Raw genomic sequence first — 25,714 nt, 5'->3', positions numbered from 1 at the left:
CACGGGGCATCATCGTGATGCACCTCGGCATCTGCCAGTCCTTGCGAGGCATGTTCACCGTAAACAATTAGGGCATATCCACCAAACACTTGAAAAAGGATATGTCCTATGGAACGAACACGATCGATTGATCTATATCAGTATTTGGCAAAATGCCGTGACTTGCTCGTCGACATCAAAGTCGCACAACGTCTTCATATCCCCAGGGACGCACTTGTCGAAATGGCGAAGGAAGGGCTGTGCCCGGAGCCGCGTCCGGCATTTGTCTCCAACCGCTATTGGTTTTACCGGTGGCAGGCCACGAACTATAAGTCTTGGGCTCGCACCGCCAGTGACGACGATATCAGGCAAGCGGCCGATATTATCCTGAAGGATGATCGCACTCGACGCATTCGTGAGTTCCAGGCCCACGACAATGACGACCCGCGGAGGTTTCTGACGACCTTGTTTTCTCGGAAGGCATGGTAAGTGCCCATGCAGACTGACAGGAAGCAGATCAAGGAGTATGTCGAACGGATGTTCGGGCTGGAGAGCCGGGGCAACCTTGTTGTGTTCGAACGCGATCAATCGAACACACGGCGGAGGCATGCGGTTTTCCCGTACAGCAATCGGGAAGTTGCCTTCGACTTTCTGGCAACACAGCCCGAAGGCATTCATCGGTACCTCGCGGTAGCGCTTCACGATCACCACGCCGTCGACGAGCAGACGCGACGACAGGACACCGCCTGTGTCGTCGCCTTCCTGGCTCTCGACATTGATCTTGCCACTGGGGTGCACTCTGCCAAGAACCTGCCCGAGAACGAGGAGCAGGCGCTCAAGCTGCTGGAAGAGGCGGGTCTGCCTCAGCCCACCCTGACCATACATTCAGGTGGTGGGATCTATCCGGTCTGGCAGTTCCAGGAGCCACTACACCTGGAGACGAAAGAAGATCGGAGCCGCGTTGAGCGGCTCTGGTCGGCCTGGAACGAGCACGCCCGGCTGGCCTGGGTACAACGCGGGCTCAAGCTGGACACGATCGCAGAGCTCGCACGTGTTCTTCGGGTGCCGGGAACGTTCAACCCGAAGACAAAACCGGCCAAGCCCGTCCACATCTTGGACGGGGCAAGTGGTCGGACCTGGACTCTCGAACAACTGGAAGGCGTCGTCGCAGCACGAATGGCCGCAAGTTCCAACGGTCCGCCTCGTTCTGGCGAGCATTCGCTGGCGGACGCGCTCCGCCAGGAAATGATGTCGGGCGACGAAGAGGCCGCTGAGAGTGCTGCAGGTGCGCTGGCGATGGTCACGGCCTGCAGTTTCCTTCGTTCATGCGATGAGAGCAGCGAGCGCCTGACGGAGCCGCAGTGGAAGGACGCCGCGGACATTCTGGCGCACATCCCGCAAGGACGGCGGTATTTTCACCTGATGTCCTCCCGCGATGATCGCTACTCGTATCAGCAGGCGGAGGACAAGCTGGATCATGCCAGCAAGTATCGCCCGAAGCTCTGCGAGACGATCGCCAAAACAAACTCCGAGTGTGAGGGCTGCCTATTCCGGGAAGGAAAGGTCATTCGCACACCGGTCGCGCTGGCAAAGACCGATCCCGGACTTGCGCCGCTGCAGGCGAAGTACGTGCTCGACACTAAATCGGGTTTGTTCTTCGACGTCCTGAACGGGCGAGACAAGACGAGGGAGGATTTCGACCGCTCCTACACGCGGGACATTCAGAAAAACCGAACGGCAAGCATCGCTTTCCGAAACTCGCGGGTGTCGTGCCTGGCCGATGAGCATGACTTCCTTGTTGGAAATGAAGAGCTCATTGTAGAGGAGAACGGCATCCGCAAGTTGAATACGTGGAAGGATGGAGGTGTGGCTGCCGCGGAAGGCGACGCTTCTCTTTGGCTTGACCATCTGCGCTATCTTCTACCGGGTGACGGCGAGAGGCGTTGGCTGCTTCAATACCTTGCCCACCTCGTTCAGCGGCCGGCCGACAAGATCAAGTCGGCGATCTTGCTTCAATCCAAGCAGGGCGTCGGTAAGAACATCTTGGTGCGCGCCATTAAGCGTATGTTTCATGAGAACGATGTCCGGGAGGTGTACGGTGGCGTCCTTGGGGAACGTTGGCAGGCGGAGCTGGGAAATGTTCGCCTGCTGGCTCTCGACGAATTGCAGATCGATGAGCTGAAGACCGCCTACAACCGACTAAAGCGATGGGCCACTGAGGAGACGCAGTCGGTCGAGCGCAAGGGGGTTGATGCGTTCAACGTGAGGACGCCTCGCGGCATCATAATCATGACCAACAGCGATAAGCCGATGGCCATCGAGCATGACGACCGTCGGCTCTTCGTGTGCAAGGTTGAGGCACCGAAACGGGAAGACGCCTACTACCGCCATCTCAGGGAGGTCGGCCACTCCGACGAGAGCGTCGCCGCCTTCAAACACTACCTTCTGAACTTCGATCTCTCCGACTTCGACGCAAATGCCGAGCCGCCGCGAACCGGTGCGAAGGAAGAGTTGATCCGTGCCAGCGCGCCCGTGTTGGAACAGGTCATCGTTGACCTGCGGGAAACCGGCTCTGCCCCGTTCAATCGTCCCGTGTACCTCGCCGAGGACGTGGCCGAGGCGGTTGAAGCGCGAATGAGGAAGACAATCACGGTGCAGCAAATCACCCCGATCCTTAAGAGGCTCGGCGACTGCAAGCGGAGCACGAAGACGTCCGTTCCGCGCCTCGGAAGGTCGCCGCGTGGCTATGTCTGGGCGTGGCAGGAAGTCGAAAGGTGGATGAACGCTTCGAACGATGCGGTCCGGGTTGCCCTGACGGGCAGAGACTCGGATGTCATGTCATCTGGCCTGACGCCTGCTATCGCGGCCGCTGTCCAGCTGGCCAACTGACCAGGTGCGCGGAGCAAAGGACCATGCAGACCTATATCTCTACCAACTATCACTTTGAAGAAAAAGAGGTTGGACAGTTGGACAGCTGGACACCCAAGGGAATCGCCAAGCACGTCGACGCAAAGCACTTCTACTCGATCGCCATGACGACAAGCCTTCCTCCATGGCGCCCGATACCGTCTCGCCTTGCAGCACGGTTTCTTGGCGCCAGCCTCCAGAGCTTAGCGAATTGGAGGATGCGCGATTTGGGGCCCGCAACCGAAACGATGCGGAGGGGGCAGGGTAACCGCATATACTATCGCCCGGACAAGATCGCCGAATGGCTCTCGGGTGGTAAGTGTTCCGATTGGCAGTTCTCGGCGCTTTGGCTCCAGCAGATGGGCATGCCGCTCGATGTGATCAGCGAGGATGCGGTACGCGATCGTATCGCCCAGCTGGAGGGCGTGAACAACCTATTTCCCGCAGTGAACCAGCTGTGGCGAAATTTTCGTGAGGTCGAGGCCGTCTAGCCAGATGAAATAGTTGTACAGAACGCGAGGAGCGCTCACGTTTGACTGTGCATCTCACCGCGGCCGACCGGCTTGGGCGGGTCCTGAGTAGGAACAGGAGGATGCTGCCACACCCAGCTCACCGCACCTCGGCACGCCCGAGGAGGCGCGGCGGGGTGAAGAACTCTTGCTTTCAAGATCATTCGCACGCCACGGCTTCGCTCGCGGTGCGTTCGGGGTGGCAGCGCTCAGGGCCCGAACTCACGGGCTGGCCTTTTTGGACGATACTATAGGACAAGCACATTTCGCCCATCGCAGGGCCTAGTCGCCCCTCCTAAATCACGCAGCGACCCCGACACGAAGGGCGTGCCGGGCACGTAACGATAAGTAACGGATGCATCGAAAAATGGATGTTTTTGAACGGGTTGAGAAAGTTGCCAATGACCTCGCGGACGACTGGAACGCGGATTTCCTCTACATCAATTCTGACATTGATGAGGAGGCTTTCGAATGTGTGTTTGCTGAAACAGAGCCCCGCCGTAGTAAGGGAGAGTACCTGTTCATCGTGCTCAACACGGAAGCAGGCTCCACCAAGTCAGCCCTCAAGATCATGAAATACTTCCGGTATAAGTACTACGGCACTTGCATTGTTGCGGTAGGGCAGTGCAAGGAGGTTGCCATGGTCATGTGCCGACACGCCCTTGAGACCTGGGCGGGAGCGGCTAGTCGGTTGGACCCCGTCGATCTTAGGAACATCGCAAAAAGCACGGGGTGCGGGGCCAACGATGGGCCGATCTGGGATGGGAGCATCGAAACGTTCCGGCGCCTCAGTAGTGACAGTGATTTCGTCGCTCTCCACACTGTGATCAACGCGTCTCAGGCTTGCGATTTCGTGACATTCCGGGAAGGTGGCGTCAGTGTTTTCAGTAGGGCGATCGACATTGAGGCGAAGCGCAACGGCAAGCTGACCGCTATCGTGGAGATGTTGCCGAAAAAGGGCGAGAAGAATGTCCCCGGCGAGGAGCGCGACATTTTCTACCTGAATGGTGAGTACCACTGGTAGGAAGGCTCAAAGACCGTCCTTCCTGAGGGCTCACGACCGCGCGGATGAGGACCGGTCGTTATCTTGAAGCTAATCCAGATCGAAACACTGGCGCAGGTTTTGATCTGGGCTAGCGCCGTGTTGCCGTTTGTCAGCGGTGGGCTTCCATCCGCGCTCGATCCCTCACTAATTCGCCGGGACGAACTGCTGTAGTTCGATTGCAGGGTGGTGCGGCTAGGCTGGCGACCTGCGCGGCAAGCTTCGAGAGGTCCGCGCCTTCACCTCGCAACATGATCAGGTCTTTCTGGTCAAGAGATGAACCGAATGACCGTCAGGGCGTTGAATCGCGCATTGCGTGATCAGTCGGGGCACTTTCATGACTAAGGGCGAGCTTTCCACCTATCGGGCCAAACGGGATTTCACGAAGACCAAGGAACCCAGCGGCGAGAGGTCGATCGCGAAATCGGACCGGCTTCGGTTTGTGATCCAGAAGCACGATGCCACCCGTCTGCACTACGACCTGCGTCTGGAACTCGGCGGTGTCTTCAAGTCGTGGGCCGTCACCAAAGGTCCGTCGCTGGATCCTCAAGACAAGCGCCTGGCGGTCGAGGTCGAGGACCATCCCCTTGACTATGGCGACTTCGAAGGCACGATCCCCAAGGGCCAGTATGGCGGCGGGACCGTCCAGCTGTGGGATCGCGGATATTGGGAGCCGGAAGGCGCCATGTCACCCGAACAGGCTCTGGAGAAAGGCGACCTAAAGTTCACGCTCGACGGCAAGCGCCTGCACGGCAGCTTCGTCTTGGTGCGGATGAAGCATGACCGCAATGGCGGGAAGCGAACGAACTGGCTGCTGATTAAACACCGCGACAAATACGCGACAGATGGCAATGGCGACGCGGTGCTGGCGCAGGATCGATCTATCGCCTCTGGACGGAGCATGGAGAAGATTGCCGCGGGCAAAGGCGCTGGACCGAAGCCCTTCATGCTGCAGGGCTCCTCGGTGGCCGATGCAGATGCCGTGAGGGACAGCAGTCGCGGCCATGCTGCCGACGAGCGTGCCGCCAAAGCGTCAAAGCCGTCTCCGCGTCCAAAGAGAGCCGTTCGGGCATCGGCAGTGACGATGCCCGACTTCATCCCGCCACAGCTCTGCGCGACGCTTTCCCGGCCGCCGGCCAGCTCGAACTGGGTCCACGAAATCAAGTTCGATGGCTATCGCGTCCAGATGCGTGTCGAAGATGGCGCCGCCACGCTGAGGACGCGGAAGGGTCTGGACTGGACGGAGAAATTCGGCGCTATCGCGAACGAGGCCGCAAGCCTTCCCAATGTCATCGTCGACGGTGAGATCGTGGCGCTCGGCGAAAACGGAGCGCCCGATTTTGCCGCAATGCAAGCCGCACTGTCGGAGCGCCGGACAAAGGATCTGATTTTCTTCGCTTTTGATTTGCTGTTCGCAAATGGCGTCGATCTGCGAAAACTGCCTCTCACTGAGCGCAAGGAGCGGCTGAGGGAGATGCTCGGCGAGGTCGACCGCGGCGGGGAAAATCTCATCCGCTATGTCGAGCATTTCACCAACGGCGGCGACGCGGTGCTGCAGTCCGCCTGTCGACTTGCACTCGAAGGCATTATCTCCAAAAAGGCTGATGCAACCTATGTCTCGGGAAGGACCGACACTTGGGCAAAATCGAAATGCCGCGCTGGGCATGAGGTGGTCATAGGTGGGTGGTCGACCACCAATGGCAAGTTCAGGTCCTTGCTGGTCGGCGTCAATCGCGGCGAGCATTTCGCCTATATCGGCCGTGTCGGGACCGGCTACAGCGAGGCGAAGGTCAAGCAGCTGCTGCCAAGGCTAAAGGAGATGAAGGCTGCGAAGTCGCCATTCACCGGCGATGGCGCACCGAAAAAAGATGCGACCGTGTTCTGGGCCAAGCCGGAGCTGGTTGCTGAAATCGAGTTCGCCGGCTGGACCGGCGGCGGCAATATCAGGCAGGCGGCCTTCAAAGGTCTACGCGAGGACAAGCCGGCGAAAGATGTCGAGGCCGAGCGCCCGGCCGATCCTCAGGAGACTCAGATTGCCGACCCTGCCAAGGTGACTGGCAGGACGGGAAAAAGCCCGGTCGTCATGGGCGTCATCATTTCCAAGCCGGACAAGCCGCTCTGGCCGAATGCCGGCGATATCACCGCTGTCACCAAGCTCGATCTTGCAGAATACTTTGCGGCCGTGGGGCCTTGGATGATCAAACATCTCAGAGGGCGCCCCTGTTCGCTTGTGCGAGCCCCAGACGGCTACGCAGGCGAGCAGTTTTTCCAGCGCCACGCGATGCCCGGCACGTCCAATCTGCTGGAACTGGTGAAAGTCTTCGGCGACCACAAGCCATATCTGCAGATCGACCGCGTTGAGGGTTTGGCAGCGATCGCCCAGATAGGCGGCCTTGAGTTGCATCCCTGGAATTGCCAGCCCGGTCATCCGGAAGTACCCGGCCGGCTCGTCTTCGATCTGGATCCTGGTCCGGAAGTCTCCTTTGCGCAGGTGGTCGCGGCCGCCAAGGAAATGCGCGATCGCCTCGAAGATCTGGGCCTGGTGAGTTTTTGCAAGACGACGGGTGGCAAAGGGTTGCATGTCGTCACGCCACTGGCCAGCCAGCGCAGCAAGACGACATGGCCCGAGGCCAAGGCCTTCGCGAAAGCTGTCTGTATGCAGATGGCGGCGGAGCGCCCGGATCTCTACCTCGTCAACATGGCCAAGAAGCTGCGGACGGCTCGCATATTTCTCGACTACCTCCGAAACGACCGAATGGCGACTGCCGTTGCTCCGCTGTCACCGCGGGCAAGGGAAGGCGCGACCGTCTCCATGCCGCTGACATGGGGGCAGGTGAAGGCGGATCTCGATCCGAAGAAATACACGGTCCGAACCGTGCCGGGCCTCCTGAAAAAGACCGTCGCCTGGGCCGACTATGACGATGGCGAACGGTCGATCGCCACCGCCATCAAGCGGCTGGGTTCAGCAAAGCTGGCCGCATGACATCGAAGCTTGTGAAACCGTCCTTTGGCCTTCCGTTGGACACTGAACCCATGGAGGCAAACTCGGCGGACGCGCTGCCTGATGACAGCAGCCAATGGCAGTACGAACCCAAATGGGACGGGTTTCGCTGCCTGGCGTTCAAAGCCGGCGACGAGGTGGAATTAAGGGCGAAATCCGGCAAGCCACTTGGCCGATACTTTCCTGAGGTAGTTGCGATGTTGCGCGACCTGAATGCGCAGGAGTTTGTGGTCGATGGTGAGATCGTCATTGAAGTTGAAGGCTCCCTTTCGTTTGACGCGCTGCAGATGCGGCTGCACCCAGCGGAAAGCAGGATTCGGAAACTGTCGGCCGAGACCCCAGCCAAATTGATCCTCTTCGACATGCTGGCCAGTGCCGATGCCAGCTTGATCGATCAACCGCTGTCGGCACGACGCGCGGCGCTGGAAGCCCTAATCAGGGCAGAACCGGAAAGCGGACTTGAGCTGTCGCGCTGTACTAAGAGTTTGGCGACTGCAATGAAGTGGCTCAGGGAATCCGGTCAGGGTTCAACGGATGGCGTTGTCGCCAAGCTTCTCAACGACGAATATCGGCCCGGCGAGCGCGCCATGGTCAAGGTCAAGCGGCTGCGCACCGCCGATTGTGTGGTCGGCGGGTTCCGCTATCTGGCGAACTCGCGCGAGGTCGGCTCCTTGCTGCTTGGCCTCTACAACGACCAAGGCAAACTCGACCACGTGGGATTTACATCGACGATCGCCCGGGAAGATCGTTCAAAGCTGACACGGGAACTCGAAGCGCTGCGATCGCCTCCGGGATTTACTGGCAAAGCCCCCGGCGGTCCGAGCCGGTGGAGCACGGAAAGGAGCGGACAGTGGGAGCCCGTTCGTCCCGAACTCGTAGTGGAAGTCCGCTTCGATCACATCACCGGCGATCGATTTCGGCATGGCACAAAACTTATGCGATGGCGCCCTGACAAGAGCCCAAAGCAGTGCACGTTCGACCAGATATTGAAAACATGACGGCTCTCCGGGTCGCCCCTCGAAAACGGGTCCCAGCTCAGGACACCGCCACAACTGCCTAGGGACGACACTAAGTCTCAGGCTGTTGCGCCGGCGCGGGAATGTCAGATTCGATCGGCGGAGCATCGATGGTGCGCGGCTCGCGATCGTGTTGATACTGTTCGGCCCATGCCGATTCATCAGCCACGGCTCCCACCGCCCGAGCCAGAGTTCGTAGCCCGGGATGATATCGCTGGGAGCAAGGTCGAGAGCACCGAGCATGGTCTCCGCCTCGTCATCGCGAAGCGATGCGACACGGGAACCGCAAACGGAGCAGAAACTTCGGCCTTCAAATGTCGTGAGGGTTCCCGTTCCTTCATAAACCGATCGCGACCAAACGCCAAAGAAGTTGAACGCGCTGCCGCTCACGCGCCGACAATCCTGGCAGTGACAGAGGCCGACGCGAAGCGGAGCGCCTTTGACTGAGAAGCGAACCGCCCCACAAAGGCAACCACCAGTGTAGACGTCGCCGCCGCGCTGTCAGAGCTCGCTTTGGCGGGTCACGGTTTCGTCGGGATTGGGGACGGGTAGCTCATCTGGAAGAAGATCGGGATCAGGTTCACGTACGTCCGGCGTCCAGGTTGGTGCGTCTACCGGCGGGTCGTCAGTCGGCTCTGGTCTGGGCGGCATGACTATTCTCCGGGCTTCTCGGTTGGGCGCGGTGTCTTGCCGCTTACCGGCCGTGCATCGCTCCGCCGGTTTGAGAACGGATCGGTAGAAGGGCTTGCCTTCCCGTTCGCGGCTCCCGCAGTTTTGGGGGCTCCGCCGGCATCCTTGTCGCTCGGATTCTTGCGTTCGATTTTGGCGCCGGCGCTTTCAGGGTCCTTGATGATCGCCTTGTTGAGGTTTTTGATGCTGCCCATTCTAACGATCTCCTTTGCTGGCCAACGACCTGCCGGGAGGAATGTTCCATGAGGCGCGGAACTCCTTGGCGTCTGGCGTGGTTATCGATCCATCAGCCAGGAGGATCAAAATGCCCGACGAAAACCATCGCGAAACCGGAGCGACGAAATATCCGGCCCGGACCGGCCCGGACCCTTCGGACGCGTTCTCGCAAGACGCGGCTGGCAATAAGAAGCCGAAAGACGGGATCGGGCTGACGCGTCCTGTAAACGACGTCGATGACAAGACACACCAGTCAGATGGTCAGAACCCACCTCGGGCAATGCCTAGGGGCGCAAAGAAGATGCAGCCAGGAATGTCGCCATCTTCAGCTTGAACGGGCTGACTATGGCGGCCGCGTCTCAGAGCACTCCTACATTTCGCTGTTGTCGATGATGCCGGCTTCACCATCTCGAATGACCGGGCGCGAGGCAGGTGGTTTCTTGAGCCGAACTCCTGGCCCGCCCTCCGCTGTCTCGCCATCACCCAGAAAGGCGACACCTGCCGCTTCCAACGCCGATTGAATTGCGATCAGCTTGTCGACAGTGGGGACGCGCTTGCCGTTTTCGAAATCACGGACCGTTCCCTCACTTACATTCGACTTCGCACCCAGCCTGACCTGTGGCCACCCCAGCAACCCTCTCGCCGCACGGCATTGTGCGCCGGTCAGCCGTACCACAGACTCCTCCTCATCCTGTCGGGGCTCGACGAGTTTTAGGGGCGTTCGGAGGGGTCAACCGCTGGTCCAGATCGCGGCGTCTTGGTCTCTTCGGCAATGACCAGCACGGCATCGAGCGTCAATGCAATGCCCGACATCAGTGCGGAGATATCGCTGTTGCCTTCAGGCAGCGCCAACTCGGCCGCCCTGCCTCGCATGCGGGTGCTATGGTCGATCAATCGCTGTCTTAAATCGTCGTCCATGCTGTCCTCCGTGGTCAGGGTTTGCGACGCGATGACAGCTCCCTGAAAACAGCCTCTCGGTCGCCCATATGTTTGTGCAGAAGAGCAACAGCCTCCTCTCGATTGAGGCGGCCCCCTTTGCTGATGAATTCAAGCTCGTGACGGGGCACGGACACGCGGGTCATGCGCCCGAGGAATGTCTTGGGAGTTCTATCCGCCGGTGCTGTGTTACCCGCCATCTGTCGTCACTCACTGAATGCTACGCATCAATAGGTGAGACTGTGTTTTGTTCCGGAAGGCCGCCGGGTTGATGTTAAAATTTCATATGACGCCTGTACCTCCGTTCGCGCCAAAATGCTTCGATCGGTGTAAGCGAAGCTGATGAGCAGGGCGTACTGCTGTAGGCAACATTCCTCTTTGCTACAGTGCTACCCTGCCGTGGACAGTCGAGCGATTCGCGTACTGATTGCCCGGACCGGCTCGCATAAGCTCAAACTCGCGCCTTTGACCATCAATCATCAGGTCCAGAATTGCCTTCGCCACCGCGATTGTGGAACGCGCAGGATCGCTTTGCAGCAAGGTTGCCACCGGCGGAAATCGACAACACACTCGGATCGAGGTAGGCACGGCGATGCGTCTGGGACCGTCGTCTCGGGCCCGTACTCGAACCGGGAGAGCCTGGCGAAAACGGGCATTCGACGGTGATGATCGAGGGCGCCAGCTTTTGTTATTTTATCAGTGCTGGCGCGCCGCGACGAAGTACCGCTTGCGCTACGGAGTGGCCAAGTGCGACCTGGATCGGAAGATCCTGGGCCCAGGTGGCCTCCCGAAGGTTAGTTGTCCGATTTCTTCTTTGCCGCCGCCGGGTTCTGTCCCGTGGCCGCCGAGCTCCTGGCGTCCTTTGAATGCGCTGCGATAGCGGGGCCAGCACCTGTAGCCTTGCGCATGTCGCCGCTCTGTTGCTTGTCGTCAGACTTCTTGCGGCCGAAGCCGAAAAAGTATTTGCCAAAGAATCCCATTTTTTCCTCCTTGCCGTATCCGCGATGCCGGTTAACTGCTGCCTTGGGATCTCGTTCCCCGGCAAAGCGGATTCATCTCGCGAACGCCGACAGCCCTTTTTTATTTGACCGGAACGCCCGACCTCATTTCCGTCGAGGCACAAGCGGTAGGCCTATACAATCTGGCCGGCCCGCGCCCCTTAAGGTTTATGACGAACGACACTCCAGAAAACAAAGCTCGCTGGGGCAAATTGGCCGCCTGTTCTGGGCGTCTTGTTGGGTGTGCTCGGATAGCCATCGCTTGGGGTATCGCCGAGATGTATGGCGAACCTTCCGACGGCAGCCACACCTTCAGAAGATAGGACACCGTTGTCAGAACGGAACTAAGGGTTAGAGCTAGCGTTTCTCGCTGTTACGGGAGCAGGAACTTTGCAAAAATTGTCAATCGAGCAGCCGACCTCATCGCTTCCTGTTGAGGACCGCTATCGCGTGCTCATCGATTCTATTACCGATTATGCGGTGTAAGGGCCGAGCGCCCCCATCTTCCTGCGATTCTAGCCACGGGCTATGCCGAACTTCCATCCGACACACAGACAAATGCCACCCGCTTGGCCAAGCCCTTTTTTGAGGAGGACTTGGAAAAGGCGATGGATAGCGCCCTTCGGCGGTGAAGCCTCCCCCTTCAAGGTGGGCGCGCCTGATGAATATCCCGCATGACCAGCCCAGCCGCTTCTGCCATCTTGTCAGCAGACAATGCGCTCGCTCCGCGGACATCTCCGCGAGCTGTTACGCTGGTGCTATAATGTGCCGGAAACTGTCAGACAGAAAGGGGATGTCGCATGCCCGGAGTCACTCGCCGCACGCTTCTTGCGTTCGCCGCCGTCGCGTCTGTCGTTGAACCATCTTTAGCGCGGAGTGAGGCTACCGCACCGGAGTTGCAGGCCCTCATCGACGCCCATGAGGTCGCCTACGAGGCGCTCCATCAGGTTGTTCATAGCGCCGGCAGCACCTGGAACGACCGCGAGATTGCAGACCGAATAGAACAGCAAGCGCTGCTGGCCATATGTGCCCATCCCGCGACCGGCTCGGGCGAGCGTCGGGTCAAGGCAGAGTACCTATTGAAAATTGAAGCGCGTGGCGAGCTCGACCTTGAAGAGCATGTGCAGGCTCTTTTGCACTCCATGCAGAGTTGATTGGGGACACAATCCGAGGCGGGCCTTCATGCGAGGCGAAGCCTATTTTCGGCACGCCTTTCTGCGAAAAGTACAGGCAGTGGCTTGACTGGCTCCGTGCCTGCGACAGCACTAGGCTGCCTTAGTTCCAGCCGCAGGCTGGCCCGCAAGCGCTGCCATATCGCAGTCTTCGACAAACTCTAACAGAAGGCCATCGTTAACCGCTGACACCGGCCTTCGCTTACGCCAGGCACACCCCGTGCTGTCAAACTCAATGGGTGCGCAATACAGGGCTGCGAAGCCTAACACTAAGTGCTCTGCATCTAGCGCGGTGAAACCTTCATCCGGTTGCTGGGCTCGAATGCGCTCCGCGATTACCGGTATGTTCACGATCCCGTACTTTCGAATCGCGTCCACAACCATCTGGTTGAGATCGTCTCGCAGGCTTGTGGAATATTGCATGGTCAACTCCTGTCCCAAGGACTGGGTTTTCCCTCGGACGTGAACATGCAGCCGAAATAAACTGAAAGCAAGTAAAATCGAAAATAATATCTAGCTAAATCAATAAGTTAGTAGGTTACGCCTTTGGATGAATTTCATGATGGTGAGTAGGGCATGCATCAAATGTATTTGACGCCTTTGGAACCTACGCACCCTTTGAGGTCTTATGAGGCACACGGGTAAGTTACTCATTTCACTCAACGACCGATGGAGGCAGCTGTGGCGGATAATCTTGAGCGACCAGAACGTCTTCAAGTCATGCTCAACGCTAAGGAATTCACGGCGCTCGATACCTGGCGCTTTCAGAAACGCATGCCTAGCAGGGCTGCTGCAGTCCGGGAATTGCTCAGGCGCGGCTTGGCTGCGGAAGGATTTCTGGAAGCTGAAAGCGGGGCCCATTCCGCAGATTTCGGAATATTGGACAGGCGTGCCACCAACCCAGACGATTGACCGAGATACCTGAATGGCCGTGGCGAAAAAGGATCAGGAGCGCGCCGAGGCTGCGCTCAGCAAGCCGCCGAGCGACCCGTGACCGTATCGCAATGCTTGCAATTCCAATCAGACGTCCGGAGCGTAGCGTGACAAGTCGGCCGGCCGCCAGAGGCATTGCTGCATCGACTAGAGCGCCGATATAGCTCCGGAGGTCTCGCTTCCTACTCATAGCTTGTTCCGTTTGGTGAGGCCGGTTCGCTGGTTGGGGATGTTCCGCCATTCTCCGGCGACGGTGGCAAGATCGGGTTATTCGTGTGCTTGTGGAACCAAACCCCAGGTTGAACCGTAGTGGTGCGAAATTGGGGACATTAACAAATGAGTATCGGTGCGGTTTTGGTCGTTGAGGATGAGCCGCTAATCCTGCTTGACGTTGAGACGGCGCTGCAGGAAGCAGGTTTCGAAGTTATAGCCGTTAATGACGCCGAACAGGCTTTGGCGGCGTTCGACGCGGATCCAACCAAGGTCAAGGGCCTCGTTACGGACATCCGCCTGGGAATTGGTAAATCCGGCTGGGAAATAGCCAGGCATTTTCGCCAGGCTAACTCGAGCATCCCCGTCATCTACGTGAGCGGCGATAGTGCTATCAATTGGGGCGCCGAGGGCGTCCCTGAAAGCGTTATGATCACCAAGCCATTCTTCCTCCCCCAGATCATCACTGCCCTATCTACGCTGATGAATGCGCAGCCTGCCCCTAGCACCAACGATCCTGATGACTAGGTTTGCCAGTTCAATGGCCGCATTTCACGACCAGCGGATTGCCCCTTCGCTTGGATCTGAGGGTTTCAACTTGTTCAGGCTGACGCTCGCCTCGCATAGCCGAGTGCTGCCCTCTGCCGTCCTTTCGAAAAGCGGGGACACCGGGTTTCGACCAAACTTCACGAAAGGCATCCAATAACGCGTTGAAACGTTGAGACTGACGTCAGCGGGCAATCAACCGGATTCGCCACCGGCTGGCGCAATCTCGGAGATCAATAAAAATGGATATCCCCAAGGGAGCGACCGTAGCCGTAGCTGATGGCGAGAAGCTCAATTTGTTTCGCAATTCGGGAGACGAAGCCAATCCCAGTCTGATTGCCTCGGCAGTTGAGGATGTGACAAACGAGAACAAGGGATCCGGCGCCCGGCATCAGAGCAGCTCCGCCAACCCGGACAACAGCCGGATCGAGGAAGATAGCTTCGCAGCCGGAACTGCCGAACTGCTCAACCGCCAGGTTCTTGGCGGGCAGATCGACAATCTGATCATCATCGCCGCGCCCCGAACGCTTGGCGAACTGCGCAAACACTACCATCAGAAACTGTCAGCCGTGCTCATCGGCGAAATCGCCAAGGATCTCACGGGCCATTCGGCTCAGGAGATAGAGAAGGCAGTTGCCGCCGCCTAGACGGATCGCACGTGCCGCCCCGGTGTTGCTACGGCTATGGTGAAAATAAGGATACCTATTATGAAAAAATCCCTTGGATGGTTCGCAGCAGCAATGCTCTGCGTGGCATGGCCCGCACAGGCCGATGACGGTGCCTTTTTGAAATCGTTTGCCGGAAGTTGGGTTGGCAAGGGAACGGTGAAAACCGACGCCGATTCCAAGCCCATCAAGATCAATTGCAAATTTGCGTCCAGCGCTACAGTGAGCTCGCTGTCACTTGATGGCAAATGTACAGGCTACGTCGTGTTCTCGCGAGCCATCGGCGCCGACGTCAAGACAGATGGCGAGACATACACGGGCACCTATACCGGATCGAGCACCGGCCCGGCTGGACTCAATGGCAATCGTTCAGGCGACGCCTTGGTGCTGGGCATTCATTGGGCGAAAGAAGTCAATGGTGACCGGGCTGCGCAGTTGAAGCTGGAGAAGGTTGGCGACAACGGGATGCGTCTGACGACAACCGACAAAAATCCATCCACCGGGAAGAACATTGTCATCAGCGAGATCAACCTGAACCGGCCGTAGGATTTAGGTGGTCCACCGCCGGTTCGCCGTCATTTGACGGGCGGCTCCAGGCTATTAAACGGCTGGATATGCAACCAGAATGGCAGTGAAGGGTTCTTGCTATGATTTTGAGCAGGGCCGGCTGCGACCGCCGTCCGAAGATGGCCAATTTACATGGACGTATCGGTTTCTCAAACCGCAGACGACAACATCAAGGCCGGCAAGAGCGGCTTGCTGCTTGTTTCGGACAATTATGATGCTTTCGCTGTGCGCGTGCTGGCGGCACGGAGCGCAGTGCGCACGCTCGACCTCATGTACTACCTTTGGCACGATGACCACACTGGCCGTTTGTTACTGCAGGAGGTTTTTCGAGCCGCTGACCGCGGCGTGCGAGTGCGCATGCTCCTTGACGACGTCAATCCGCGCAAAAACGATGCTGCCTATTGGGCGCTTAGCAATCATCCAAACATCGAATTGAAGTTGTTCAATCCGAGTGGCATCAGGAGCGGCCGGATCATGCGTGGCATGGAAGTGCTGTTGCGGCTTTTTGCACTGACACGACGGATGCACAACAAGGCTTGGATCGCCGACGACAAGTTTGCCATTGTCGGCGGGCGCAATGTTGGCGATGCCTATTTCGATGCGGCAGAAACTAATTTCCGGGACCTCGACATGCTGCTCCTTGGCCCAGCCGTACAGCAAACCACAGCGATATTCGATGCCTTCTGGGCGTGCGAGGAAGCCAAGCCAATCAAATCTCTTAGTTCGGCGACGGAGCATGAGCACGTCAGACTTTTCGAAGTAAGAGATTCCGACACCGACTCCAAATTCTTGAACGGGATCGGCGACCGGAGCTCGATCTCAGTGTTTATTGAGGCCGGTAACGACGTTCATTGGGTGGATGGAGTGCGGATCATTTCCGATCCACCAGAGAAGGTTCGTGGTTGGAGACGCCGCAGCTGGCTTATGAAAGAGCTGCGTCCCATCATTCAATCGACGCGCGAGTGTCTGGAAATTGTCTCCCCCTATTTCATCCCCGGCAAAAGGGGCACAGCGATGTTGCTGGACCTTGTCAGTGCCGGTGTTGAAGTCTCGGTTCTGACCAATTCCCTGGCCGCCACAGACGTCGCCGCGGTCCACGGCGCTTACGCAAACTACCGCAAGCGGCTGCTGAGGAAGGGCGTCAAACTTTTCGAGCTTCAACCCTTCAGCCGTCAGCCGTCAATCTCGGTGTTTGGTTCAAAGGGCGCCAGTCTGCACACGAAAGCATTCACCGTTGACGACAGGACCGGCTTCGTCGGCTCCTTCAATTTCGATCCGCGGTCGGTGTCTTTGAATTCGGAAATGGGCGTCCTCTTTGAGGATGCGAGATTGGTTGCTGAGCTGCGGGATCGATTCCAATCAGAGATATCTCCGGAAGCGAGTTACCGTCTCGAACTGAAGCACAATGTTCTGCACTGGCACGGCTGCGACGAAGGCAAAATGCAGGACTTCACGCATGAACCAGAAGCCGGGTTCTATCGCCGTATCCTGGCGGGATTGGTCCGTTGCCTTCCGATTGAATCTCAGCTCTAGCCAGCCCCACGACCCGGATCTACTTGGATGCAATGACGGCCAGACGATGTACAGCGCGCCTGACGAGAAGGTTCAAACGGAGGAACCTCGTACCCGACGGCGTTCTGAAAGAGTTGATCCAAATCCTCAAGGAGCGCGTATTCTCATGGGGAAGCACAAGCGACAAAGCGGCCGGACTTGCAAGCTAGGCAGCCGGCAATGTGAAGCAAGGCGTCGGCAAGGTTGTCGGAAATGACAGGCTGAGGGCAGAGGGCGCTGCCCAGGAAGCCAAGGGCAAAGTCTAGACGGCTGTCGGTGGCGTGAAATCGGCAGTGAAGGACGCGACGAACAAAACGGCGGCCGCAATCAATAAGAAGCTGTGACTTTAGAAGTGGGCTGGCGTCATTGCGCCGGCCTTTTCTTTGGCCTGGCGGATTCCAAGGGCGAGCCTTTTTAGCTCCAGTTCTGCCCTGTAAGTCTTCTGCAATCTCTTCGAGGACCTTGCGGGGTTCATCGATGATAGCATCGCCATGGCTTACGACGATCCGCAGTAGAGCCGGTTCGTTCGCCATTTGCGGAAAGCCGCAGCGAGCGCTTTTCGATCCTTCACAAAAATCCACTTGCCAACCCGTGGCATTCTTGGACGATCGACACCGAAGTCCAGCGCGCAGGCCATAATGTGTGCGCCGATCCCGTGCGGATGGCGCACATTGGCCAGGATGTCATTGATCACAGGCGTTGCCGCCTTGCGGCGGACGATGAGTGAGGCTTCTTTCTCGGCAACGCCTGGCACCGGCTCAAAGCGAACGGAGGCATCATCGAGAATGTCTGCTGTACTATCCATAGGACGGCTAGGCCTATCTTCATCTGACCTGTGGGTAAGGTCTGCCATCTGCCGGTCCGCGGTAGGTTTCGCTACACCCTGTCGTGCGACTCAGCTAGCGCAACATAATGGAACGGCGATACACCATACGAAGGGCCGGAGACGACCGTTGGGATGTCTATGACATCGATGACGGAGAAGCTGTCGTCGTAGAGGGCGTGGCCTTGACAGACCTTTTAGGTGAAGACGCGCTCGATGCGCTTGGATTGCTGAAGGAAGGGTTTCTGAGGCCTGGCAGGCGAACAGCTTCGGCTGGCAGACGTCGAATTGGGCATCGACGCAGCGTCGGAAGACGTAGTGGATAGCCTACTCTTGATAGGCTAGGCGTGGCAACGACTTCGAACACGGTCGCCGACCCCACGGCATGAAGCCACGGGCGGGGTCGCCCACCGCCTCACGAAGGGCAGGCTATGTTGGCAAAGGGGGCGTCGGCGTCATCTAAAGTCAACTGTTTGTCGTCCCACAAGAAGCGTTGGCCGAAACGGGTACCGGTGGGACCCGCTGCGGCCAATCACGGACCGGCGACTCCCGCCAGCCCGCAGCCACGGGCTGTGTATCCATATTTGGAAACGCTACCGCAGGTTACGTGCAATCCATCAGATACGTGCGTCGAACATGTATTCTTGCATGAGTGATCGCGGCAGCCACTTCCTGGACGAATGGATGGCAGAACACCTTCTGCATGCGATCAACGATGATCCAGCCACAGCCGTCGAACTAGCTGGCCAGGTGATTGAAGCAGCAAAGGAGCTGGGTATAAGCGCCGACGAGATCAGCGAGGAAGTTGGCAGCGTGGTCGACGTCATCCTTGAGGTGATGCAGCGCCGCGGGAGCATTTGGTCCGAATAGTCCCTTCATGCAGTAAGAGACGACTGGTACTTATAGATCTCACACATCTGAGTTAGATGGCGCCAACGACTTTACATCGGCGCTGGGTCCGGCTTGCGCGCCGCTCTGTTCGCCGAGACCGTCAAGCCTCGCCTGTCGCCATGAGACGAGCTTGAGCTGCACGCACAAAATGTGGGATAATTTGTTTGGTAGAGGTTCTCGGCCACACCGCCAAGGCTTCCTTCGGGGAGCCTTTTTCGTGCCACGGTGCCGAGCGGCTGAACCGCACTTTTCCGCGGCACTCAGATCGCCTGGCACCTTCCTTAGGCAGACGGTCATCGGCATCCACTTTGATCAATGCCGCGAGGACCTTGACATCGTCGCGTTGAAAGACATCGCGTCATTGAACGATCCTCTCCTCAAAATACCGGAGGACGTTCTTTGCCGGCGGTGCATCGGACTGACGGCTTCGCGCTTCGTTCCCGATGGGAGGGTCTTGCGTTACAGCATGGTTATGCGCAGACCCTAATAGCGCGCTCAGCTCGTCCTATGATGGGAAGTCTGTCGAGTCCTGTGCGCGGGCTGTGCAAGGTGGAACGAGAGATCGGGCGAAAGTCACACCTCGCGCTGAGCTCAGGACGCGTTATCGAGTCCCGCGGATTCTCCCAGGTCAACCTCAAAAACGCAAACGAGCCCGGTCGGCTCGAACGTAATGGTAACGTTCCCTACAGATTGTGGCCCGAGAAGCCCTTCAAGCATTCGCGTACCGAATCCTTTGCGCTCGACAGCTACCACAGGGGGGCCGTCCAGCTCGCGCCATTCAATTCGAACGTGCTTGCTCTCCCCTCGCCGACTCACCGCCCAGGAGATGGAGACGGTTCCTTCCTTGCACGAGAGTGCTCCGTATTTGATTGCATTGGTGGTCAGCTCATGGAAACCCAATGACAGGGACAGTGCCAGGGCAGGGGAAAGCCAGACCGCATCCCCTGAGATTTCCAAGCGCTCCGTATTGGCATGCGGTGAAAGTGCCGCTGTGACGACTTCCTTCAGATCGGCACCGCTCCAATTCTCTTGCGTCAGGATATCGTGTGCCTTGGCGAGCGAGACGAGCCTGCTTGTGAGCGAGCGTCCCGCCTCGGGCAAACTGGTGGCATTGCGCAGGGTTTGGCTCGCGATGGACTGAACAACCGCCAAGGTGTTTTTGACACGGTGATTGAGCTCGTTAACAAGGAGCCTGCGCTGTTCTTCGCCCTGCTTGCGTGCGGTTATGTCGAGGCTGACCTGCACGGCGCCGATGACCTTGCCAGAAGTGCCGCGGATCGGGCGGGCACTCGACAGAAGTGTGCGCTGAACGCCATTCGGAAGGATGTAAGCAAATTCCTGATTGTCTGTCTGCTCGCCGCGCATCGCCTTGCTCAGCGGCCGATCTTCGCGGCTCACGGTATGGCCATCCTGCAGGGCAATCGTGTCGATAACCAAATCGGTCGTACCGAAGGACTTCCGAGTGTCGGTCGGCAAACCCATGAGTTCCGCCGCAAAGCGATTGCGTATCACCCGGCGTGCTTGGGGATCGTAGGTGAACCAGACCGCCGCAGGCGCCGTTTCCAGCACAGCTTCCAGTTCGAATTCGCGTTCAGCAAGCGCGCGTTCGGCGGCGACAAGCGCGTCAGCGATCACTGCAAACTCTGAGATCGCGGTGGACATGGCCTTGACCGGTCGGCCTTGTCCCAAGGCATCAGCGCGGCTAGCCAGATCGCGGGCCGCCTTGGCGAACCCCTTGCCGACCACGTAGGTGAGTGCGGAAGAGATCAACATTGCCACAAGGGCAAGGGCGGCGATCGCTGCCAGGGATCGCCAAAGGGGTGCCTGAACGATCGAGAGCGGCACGTTTGCGGTGTAGAACCAGTTGGAGGCGCCGGAGCGGTAGTAGCCGGCCAGCAGCGTCATGCCCTGAAAGTTGCGGGAGGTGAACGTCCCCGAGCGGCCGGCTACTTTCTCCAGATACTCGGGCAAGCCCGGCTTACCGGTCATTTCCTCGTGAAGCGAGGACCTTGCCACATAGGCGCCCTCCCGGTCACCAACTCCAATAGTCCAACCCTCCGGCACAGCCGGCATCATGATGTCGCGAATGTGGTCGGTGCGGACCGAAATGGCGAGGAGCCAGTCTTCGCCGTTCGGGCCATGTACAGGAATAGAGACTGCAATTCGATATGTGCCCGAAACCGCATAGACGCCACTGACGATCGGCAGATTGGACCTTAGCTTGGCTATCTCCGATGTTGACAGCGCAGAGACTGGCGGCAAGGCGGTGCCGAAGGGCGCCTGAGTGCTGAGCAACTGGTTGCGGCCTACGTCACGCAAGAAGATGATGCGATCTGTACCCAGCACCAAGCGGGCCGCTTCCTTGTGCAGCGTCATCAGGTCGCCTCGAGACATAGCGGAGGATTTAGACAGACCGCCTACCACCGTGGCGAGGTTGGTAATCTCGCCTTCGACCACGAGTGACATCTGGTGCGCGACCTGCAGCGCCTCACTCTCGAAACGCGACCGCTCGTTCAACGCGTATTGCGCGAGGAGGTAAGCAGCAAAGAGCCAAACCGGTACAACCGCGGCTGTTATCAGACCCAGGAGATACAATCGAGCTGACAGACGAGGCAATTTCATCCCCACACTTGTTCGGCGCGCCAATCAACATGCTGAGACTAATCAAGTGCGATCTAGAAAATGAAACTATTTATCCCCGCCTAGGTAAGGCCGAGGAAATTGCATCTGCGAGTTGGTGCGGTTCGAACGGCTTTTGAAGTGTCATGACTTCTTTGAAGCGCTCGTCCAGTCCACGCAGACCGTAGCCTGTGGCGAAAAAGAAAGGGATACCTCGCTCCTGGAGCAACTGGGCTACGGGAAAGGACTGTTCATTCGCCAAATTGACGTCCAGAACCGCGAGATCAAACGTTTCTTCCCTCGCCATCTTTAGCGCAGTGTCAAGGCGCATTGCGGGGCCGAGAACCTCAAATCCCAAGTCCGCCAACATGTCTTCGATGAGCATGGCGACAAGCACTTCGTCCTCAACAACGAGCACTCTAGGGCGCCTTTGGTCAGCCAAGTGGCACCTGGCGCGCGAAAAGCATGACGAGAATGATCATCAGAATCGGAATTCCAGCACGGCAAAGCAATCTCGACGACCCATTATATCCCTCCCACAAATTTGTTAGCGCCCGCTAACAATTCGCAGAAGAATCATTCGTTCCCTGACGTTCGCACATAGCCGCTCGGCGCGATCGAACCTCAGCCGCGACGCGCCGCCTCGATCACCGCGACATCGATTTTCTTCATGTCCATCATCGCATCAAACGCGCGCTTGGCTTGGTCGCCGCCGGCCGCCATCGCCTCGGTCAGTATGCGCGGTGTAATTTGCCAAGAAACGCCCCACTTGTCTTTACACCAACCGCAAGCGCTTTCCTGGCCGCCATTCCCGATGATTGCATTCCAGAAGCGGTCCGTCTCTTTCTGATCGTCGGTGGCGATCTGGAACGAGAAGGCTTCGCTCTGTTTGAACGCTGGGCCGCCATTGAGACCGATACAGGCAACGCCAGCGACGGTAAATTCGACCGTCAAGACGTCGCCCTTCTTTCCGGACGGAAAGTCACTTGGTGCGCGATGGACGGCACCCACTTCGCTATCGGGAAAGGTCTCGGCGTAAAACCGAGCCGCAGCCTCCGCGTCTTTGTCGTACCAGAGGCAAATCGTATTTTTTGGCATTGCGTGTTCCTTTCGATCTGAAGCCAGACACAGCGCTTCCCGTCATGGCACTCTGGGATTTGATACTCGTCGCTGGCGGCTTGGCTCTCACCTCCCTCAAACGCTTAAAGCGAAGATAGGCTGCAGCCGCGCAATCGCACCGCGGCCGGGATGGCCCGTCGCTGCGCGAAATGACCTCCGCCATCTTCAGAGACAGGACGTGCTTGTCGGCGAAAAAATTCAGCTCGTAGGAGCAGGTGTCCGAATCCGGTTCGGTGCTGGTCGTTGGCTTTGCCATCGCACCTCCTTTGCTGCCAGCTCGTCATTTGAAAGTCGGCAGTTGCTGCCCTTGGTCCAGACTGGATTGGCCCGGCGACGGGTTGTCCATCGGCGATACGAAGTCAGGGGTAGCTGAGGCCACTTGCGGCGGCCCGGCCTGGGCGGCAAATTTGGCGGCAGGAATATTCGTTTGCGGCAGGAACTGGTTGCTGTTGGCCGAGTTCAATTCACGACAACAGGAGTGAAAAATCGTGAACACACCAACCAACGACCTCAGCGAAACTTCAAGCGACCTGGAATGGCTTCACACTACCGAGAAGGCCGGCACCAGCAAGGAAGCACTCGGCAAGTTGAAGTCGAGCGCGGCTGAAACCGCAACGCACCTCAAAACCGCAGCCGCGTCAGTTTCGACTGACGCGAAAAATTATGCCGGCTCGGTGGCATCGGATGCTGCTGGAGCATTCAAGGAAGCGGTCGAGTCGAACAAGACCGCGGGCGCCGACGCGATTGCCAATATCGCCCATTCCGTCAAAGAAGCAGCCGACGGCATCGAGAAACAATCCCCACAGGTTGCTGGCATGGTCCGCAGCGCCGCCGAAGGCGTGGAACGGATTTCGTCGGATATCAGGGATCGCAACGTTGGCGAATTGCTGGATTCGGTGACGAAATTCGCCCAGCGCCAACCGGCTGCCTTTTTCGGCGTCGGCATCCTGGCCGGCGTGGTTCTCACGCGCATCATGCGAAGCTCCGATCGGTCCTGAGAGGAAGAGTACTCCAAATGGATGATGGTTTCGATCGCCGACCCTTGGGGAGCGTGTTCAGCGAAGGGCTGAGCCATTTCGCTTCGCTGATGCGCCTCGATCTTCGGCTTCTCCAGGCGGAGATGAAGGTCAAGACGTCGACGATCGTCTCATCGGGTGCATGCGGCATCGCCGCATTAGCACTCTTTGTCCTGGCAGCGTTCGCGATGGTCCAGTTCCTGATCCTCGCGATGATCCATGTCGGCGTAAATCCGATGGTCGCTTGTCTGGCGGTCGGTGTTTTGCTGGGGGTCGGCGGAGTGCTGTTGCTCTATCTTGCCAAGCGAGCGCTGGTGGGATGGACCATCACACCGGTCGAGACCGTCAACCAGGTGCGCACCGATATCGCAGCACTAAAACAGGGGATGCGTTTTGGCTCAACCCAGTGAAGAGATGCGAGAGATCATGCTGCAAAGCCGAGCAGAACGGCAGGCCTTGTTTGAGCCTGTCAGCGAAACAAGCCGGCGGCTGCAGCCCCGAAATCTGGTCGATGCGTCGACCCGATACGCGAAGCGGAAGGTTGCGATGGCGCTTGGCGGTGTGTCCGACGCGGTGAAGGATAATGGCGGCGCCGCCGCAGCAGTCGCGTTGGGCGCCGTTGCGGTGTTTGACGCCGGCAGGCGAAGTGCCCGCGGCCCAGCAAGCGCCGATGGCGACGGTGTCGACCTGGTTGCCAGCACCACGCATTCGGACGCAGCGTCAATTCGATACGAAGCCCATACGCCCAAGGCGATCACAAACTCAATGCGTACGAAGGTGCTTGCTGGATCTGCAGGAGGCCTGTTGCTTGGCCACATTATCGGCAAGGCGTTCGAGCCCACAGCAAAAGAGCGCGCCCTGTTCGGCAAGGCTGGAGCTGAAGTTCAGGATGCCGCGGACAAGTTTATCGCCGAACACGCGCGCGGTGCGAAATTGGCCGCCGCACAGGCCTTCGGATTTGCCAGATACGCCGCTGCATTCCTGTCTGTATTGACGGCAGCCAGCGACTATCTCGGCCGCGCGGATGAAGACGACGATCAGCCAAATCGCTGATCGGCAGTGGCGAGAGGCTGTTCATAGAATTCCCATGCAGATTGTTGGCATCAACATTGGGCCTACGGCCGCGCCCTCCGGCCTGCCTCTGGTTCGAGTGGTGTTTGAAGGTGAGGGCGGGAAGCTGTCGCCGTCGAAATGGCGCGAGGCGAAGACGCCGACAGCGCGCTGGGCGCAATCGACCGTGCAAAAGCCCTGCTTGTCCAGACCGCGACGTTCGAGATGCCAGTCACGGGAACGACGTGTCGGATGGTTCTGCGGAACGCGACGATGTCCATTCGGGGGAGAGCACGTTCGAATATCGCGATGGGGGACAAGGCCTGCCAGGTTCCCCCTGCCGAAATGCCAAGTTTTGAGGCCGCTCGTGCCGAAGCGATCCGTTGCGCAATCGACATGCTGGTCGATCTGCAGCCCGGCGCTGACGATCTGACCGGATGGCTGGTACGCGTGCGCGACCAGGGCGGCCACGAGCTTTGCGCGATCGACGTTGCCGAGGCTCAAGCCGCCCGGCAGGCCAATGACAACACGCCGCGTTGACCTGGCAGTTGCGGGCCGGGACTGAGGCTCTGGCCATGCGCCCGATCGGTTGGCTGGTGGCGCGTAATGGCGGCGGCGATTGTCTGGGTCTGCGTCTGACTGCCCGTGGCCGACAACAGGTTGACAGCGAACAACCCGCATCTTGTTCGCCCGTCACCTCCTTGGGAGGCGACGGGCTGACGTAGCAACGTGCTCAGTCGTAGACCTTCACGATTTTGCGGGTGCCCGGATCCACGAGAACCGTGCGGTTGTCGATCACGACGTAACGGTATTGGACGTTCGGCACTTCGTGAAGCTCGACCGTATCAGGCAGAGCCGTGCCGACGTTGAGTTCCACACCGGGAAGCTTCACCGAAGCGAGAGGCTGTTTCTTCACATATTCACGGATAACCGTGTCTTGCTCGGGCTGGATGATGATGTCTTCTGCAGCAGCGGCCCCGATGCCTGCGAGAAGCAGAAGCGCCGCTGCGGTGCCGGTAAGATAGATTTTCATGATTTTCTCCCTTGTTAGGTCAGCACGGACCGACCCTCGTCGTCGGCCTGGCCAATCCAACTTTGTCGTATTGCAAATGTTCCCAGGCACAGACTTCGGTCGGGCTGACGCAGGACCAAGGTCTGACTGCAAGGCGCAATGGTCTTGCGGATTATGCTGCCCGGAACAGCCACTCCCTGCGCTCGTTGTTTGATGAGATTGCAGGAGGAACCTATGGATAGAAAT

General features: G+C 58.5%; 29 protein-coding genes and 2 pseudogenes. 19 read left to right on the top strand and 12 right to left on the bottom strand.

All coding sequences use genetic code 11. The annotated features are described in order from the left end of the window. Positions 1–108: 108 nt before the first annotated feature. The 6 genes from AC1D1N_RS15835 to AC1D1N_RS15810 all read left to right on the top strand — a co-directional run bounded on the left by AC1D1N_RS15835 (position 109) and on the right by AC1D1N_RS15810 (position 8,436). Complete coding sequence (locus AC1D1N_RS15835) at positions 109–468, top strand: hypothetical protein (protein WP_477349606.1); 360 nt, start codon at positions 109–111, stop codon at positions 466–468. A 6-nt stretch (positions 469–474) separates the two neighbouring features. Then, positions 475–2,868, top strand: a complete 2,394-nt coding sequence (locus AC1D1N_RS15830; protein ID WP_477349604.1) for a primase-helicase family protein — start codon at positions 475–477, stop codon at positions 2,866–2,868. 23 nt (positions 2,869–2,891) lie between these two features. Continuing rightward, positions 2,892–3,377 (top strand): hypothetical protein, encoded by a 486-nt coding sequence (locus AC1D1N_RS15825; protein ID WP_477349602.1) that lies wholly within the window; start codon positions 2,892–2,894, stop codon positions 3,375–3,377. Positions 3,378–3,762: 385 nt separating this feature from the next. Further along, complete coding sequence (locus AC1D1N_RS15820) at positions 3,763–4,419, top strand: hypothetical protein (protein WP_477349600.1); 657 nt, start codon at positions 3,763–3,765, stop codon at positions 4,417–4,419. A gap of 355 nt (positions 4,420–4,774) precedes the next feature. Next, positions 4,775–7,420 (top strand): DNA ligase D, encoded by a 2,646-nt coding sequence (gene ligD / locus AC1D1N_RS15815; protein ID WP_477349598.1) that lies wholly within the window; start codon positions 4,775–4,777, stop codon positions 7,418–7,420. Then, the gene (locus tag AC1D1N_RS15810) at positions 7,417–8,436 is read left to right on the top strand and encodes an ATP-dependent DNA ligase (RefSeq protein WP_477349596.1); all 1,020 of its coding nucleotides are present in this window, start codon (positions 7,417–7,419) and stop codon (positions 8,434–8,436) included. Before ligD ends, AC1D1N_RS15810 begins: the two co-directional genes overlap by 4 nt. Before the next feature lie 180 nt (positions 8,437–8,616). On the opposite strand, the pseudogene AC1D1N_RS15805 reads toward AC1D1N_RS15810, so the two are convergent. Both AC1D1N_RS15805 and AC1D1N_RS15800 read right to left on the bottom strand, forming a co-directional pair. Next, a pseudogene (locus AC1D1N_RS15805) lies at positions 8,617–8,940 on the bottom strand (GFA family protein); the annotation flags it as partial. 167 nt (positions 8,941–9,107) lie between these two features. Further along, positions 9,108–9,338 carry a hypothetical protein gene (locus AC1D1N_RS15800; RefSeq protein ID WP_112564404.1) on the bottom strand — a complete coding sequence of 77 codons (231 nt, stop codon included), beginning with the start codon at positions 9,336–9,338 and terminating at the stop codon, positions 9,108–9,110. 110 nt (positions 9,339–9,448) lie between these two features. On the opposite strand from AC1D1N_RS15800, the gene AC1D1N_RS15795 reads away from it, so the two are divergent. Then, the gene (locus AC1D1N_RS15795; RefSeq protein WP_477349594.1) at positions 9,449–9,694 is read left to right on the top strand and encodes a hypothetical protein; all 246 of its coding nucleotides are present in this window, start codon (positions 9,449–9,451) and stop codon (positions 9,692–9,694) included. A 36-nt stretch (positions 9,695–9,730) separates the two neighbouring features. Here AC1D1N_RS15795 and AC1D1N_RS15790 read toward each other — a convergent pair whose 3' ends face one another. The 3 genes from AC1D1N_RS15790 to AC1D1N_RS15780 all read right to left on the bottom strand — a co-directional run bounded on the left by AC1D1N_RS15790 (position 9,731) and on the right by AC1D1N_RS15780 (position 11,276). Then, positions 9,731–10,036 (bottom strand): helix-turn-helix domain-containing protein, encoded by a 306-nt coding sequence (locus AC1D1N_RS15790; protein WP_477349592.1) that lies wholly within the window; start codon positions 10,034–10,036, stop codon positions 9,731–9,733. A 35-nt stretch (positions 10,037–10,071) separates the two neighbouring features. Further along, positions 10,072–10,278, bottom strand: a complete 207-nt coding sequence (locus AC1D1N_RS15785; protein WP_477349590.1) for a hypothetical protein — start codon at positions 10,276–10,278, stop codon at positions 10,072–10,074. A gap of 812 nt (positions 10,279–11,090) precedes the next feature. After that, positions 11,091–11,276, bottom strand: coding sequence for a hypothetical protein (locus AC1D1N_RS15780; protein ID WP_477349588.1), 186 nt, complete (start codon positions 11,274–11,276; stop codon positions 11,091–11,093). An 818-nt stretch (positions 11,277–12,094) separates the two neighbouring features. Here AC1D1N_RS15780 and AC1D1N_RS15775 point away from each other — a divergent pair. After that, positions 12,095–12,448 carry a hypothetical protein gene (locus AC1D1N_RS15775; protein ID WP_477349586.1) on the top strand — a complete coding sequence of 118 codons (354 nt, stop codon included), beginning with the start codon at positions 12,095–12,097 and terminating at the stop codon, positions 12,446–12,448. Between the two features lie 111 nt (positions 12,449–12,559). On the opposite strand, the gene AC1D1N_RS15770 is transcribed toward AC1D1N_RS15775, so the two are convergent. Next, positions 12,560–12,889 (bottom strand): hypothetical protein, encoded by a 330-nt coding sequence (locus AC1D1N_RS15770; RefSeq protein WP_477349584.1) that lies wholly within the window; start codon positions 12,887–12,889, stop codon positions 12,560–12,562. A 297-nt stretch (positions 12,890–13,186) separates the two neighbouring features. Between AC1D1N_RS15770 and AC1D1N_RS15765 the strand changes: the two genes are divergently transcribed. The 6 genes and pseudogenes from AC1D1N_RS15765 to AC1D1N_RS15740 all read left to right on the top strand — a co-directional run bounded on the left by AC1D1N_RS15765 (position 13,187) and on the right by AC1D1N_RS15740 (position 17,282). Continuing rightward, a complete protein-coding gene (locus AC1D1N_RS15765) occupies positions 13,187–13,378 on the top strand; it encodes a hypothetical protein (protein WP_477350086.1) in 192 nt (63 codons plus the stop codon). A gap of 357 nt (positions 13,379–13,735) precedes the next feature. Further along, the gene (locus tag AC1D1N_RS15760) at positions 13,736–14,137 is read left to right on the top strand and encodes a response regulator (protein WP_477349582.1); all 402 of its coding nucleotides are present in this window, start codon (positions 13,736–13,738) and stop codon (positions 14,135–14,137) included. A gap of 260 nt (positions 14,138–14,397) precedes the next feature. After that, positions 14,398–14,802, top strand: coding sequence for a host attachment family protein (locus tag AC1D1N_RS15755; protein WP_477349580.1), 405 nt, complete (start codon positions 14,398–14,400; stop codon positions 14,800–14,802). Positions 14,803–14,862: 60 nt separating this feature from the next. Further along, on the top strand, positions 14,863–15,366 hold the full coding sequence (locus AC1D1N_RS15750; protein ID WP_477349578.1) for a hypothetical protein: 504 nt from the start codon (positions 14,863–14,865) through the stop codon (positions 15,364–15,366). Between the two features lie 153 nt (positions 15,367–15,519). Continuing rightward, a complete protein-coding gene (locus tag AC1D1N_RS15745; RefSeq protein ID WP_477349576.1) occupies positions 15,520–16,920 on the top strand; it encodes a phospholipase D-like domain-containing protein in 1,401 nt (466 codons plus the stop codon). Between the two features lie 122 nt (positions 16,921–17,042). After that, positions 17,043–17,282, top strand: a pseudogene (locus tag AC1D1N_RS15740) (CsbD family protein). 152 nt (positions 17,283–17,434) lie between these two features. On the opposite strand, the gene AC1D1N_RS15735 reads toward AC1D1N_RS15740, so the two are convergent. After that, positions 17,435–17,743, bottom strand: a complete 309-nt coding sequence (locus AC1D1N_RS15735) for a hypothetical protein (RefSeq protein ID WP_477349574.1) — start codon at positions 17,741–17,743, stop codon at positions 17,435–17,437. A 666-nt stretch (positions 17,744–18,409) separates the two neighbouring features. Here AC1D1N_RS15735 and AC1D1N_RS15730 point away from each other — a divergent pair. Further along, complete coding sequence (locus AC1D1N_RS15730) at positions 18,410–18,631, top strand: hypothetical protein (protein ID WP_477349572.1); 222 nt, start codon at positions 18,410–18,412, stop codon at positions 18,629–18,631. 612 nt (positions 18,632–19,243) lie between these two features. On the opposite strand, the gene AC1D1N_RS15725 is transcribed toward AC1D1N_RS15730, so the two are convergent. The 4 genes from AC1D1N_RS15725 to AC1D1N_RS15710 all read right to left on the bottom strand — a co-directional run bounded on the left by AC1D1N_RS15725 (position 19,244) and on the right by AC1D1N_RS15710 (position 22,886). Then, positions 19,244–21,274: a sensor histidine kinase gene (locus tag AC1D1N_RS15725; RefSeq protein WP_477349570.1), complete on the bottom strand. Its 2,031-nt coding sequence runs from the start codon at positions 21,272–21,274 to the stop codon at positions 19,244–19,246. A gap of 70 nt (positions 21,275–21,344) precedes the next feature. Further along, entirely contained in the window at positions 21,345–21,689 is a 345-nt protein-coding gene (locus AC1D1N_RS15720; protein ID WP_477349568.1) for a response regulator, read from the bottom strand. A gap of 206 nt (positions 21,690–21,895) precedes the next feature. Next, positions 21,896–22,369 carry a VOC family protein gene (locus AC1D1N_RS15715; protein WP_477349566.1) on the bottom strand — a complete coding sequence of 158 codons (474 nt, stop codon included), beginning with the start codon at positions 22,367–22,369 and terminating at the stop codon, positions 21,896–21,898. A 301-nt stretch (positions 22,370–22,670) separates the two neighbouring features. Continuing rightward, positions 22,671–22,886 carry a hypothetical protein gene (locus tag AC1D1N_RS15710; protein ID WP_477349564.1) on the bottom strand — a complete coding sequence of 72 codons (216 nt, stop codon included), beginning with the start codon at positions 22,884–22,886 and terminating at the stop codon, positions 22,671–22,673. A gap of 91 nt (positions 22,887–22,977) precedes the next feature. Between AC1D1N_RS15710 and AC1D1N_RS15705 the strand changes: the two genes are divergently transcribed. The 4 genes from AC1D1N_RS15705 to AC1D1N_RS15690 all read left to right on the top strand — a co-directional run bounded on the left by AC1D1N_RS15705 (position 22,978) and on the right by AC1D1N_RS15690 (position 24,996). Beyond that, positions 22,978–23,388: a hypothetical protein gene (locus AC1D1N_RS15705; protein ID WP_477349562.1), complete on the top strand. Its 411-nt coding sequence runs from the start codon at positions 22,978–22,980 to the stop codon at positions 23,386–23,388. Between the two features lie 17 nt (positions 23,389–23,405). Beyond that, the gene (locus tag AC1D1N_RS15700) at positions 23,406–23,816 is read left to right on the top strand and encodes a phage holin family protein (RefSeq protein ID WP_477349560.1); all 411 of its coding nucleotides are present in this window, start codon (positions 23,406–23,408) and stop codon (positions 23,814–23,816) included. Next, positions 23,800–24,459: a hypothetical protein gene (locus AC1D1N_RS15695; protein WP_477349558.1), complete on the top strand. Its 660-nt coding sequence runs from the start codon at positions 23,800–23,802 to the stop codon at positions 24,457–24,459. The genes AC1D1N_RS15700 and AC1D1N_RS15695 overlap by 17 nt, the downstream gene beginning before the upstream one ends. Before the next feature lie 138 nt (positions 24,460–24,597). Then, positions 24,598–24,996 carry a DUF6894 family protein gene (locus tag AC1D1N_RS15690; RefSeq protein ID WP_477349556.1) on the top strand — a complete coding sequence of 133 codons (399 nt, stop codon included), beginning with the start codon at positions 24,598–24,600 and terminating at the stop codon, positions 24,994–24,996. 193 nt (positions 24,997–25,189) lie between these two features. On the opposite strand, the gene AC1D1N_RS15685 is transcribed toward AC1D1N_RS15690, so the two are convergent. Next, positions 25,190–25,489 carry a DUF1236 domain-containing protein gene (locus tag AC1D1N_RS15685; protein ID WP_477232487.1) on the bottom strand — a complete coding sequence of 100 codons (300 nt, stop codon included), beginning with the start codon at positions 25,487–25,489 and terminating at the stop codon, positions 25,190–25,192. Between the last annotated feature and the right edge of the window lie 225 nt (positions 25,490–25,714).

It is taken from the genome of Mesorhizobium sp. P2_B5 (assembly GCF_056404775.1).
The sequence above is the reverse complement of the archived record's forward strand: the minus strand, read 5'-3'. Positions and strand labels throughout refer to the sequence as shown.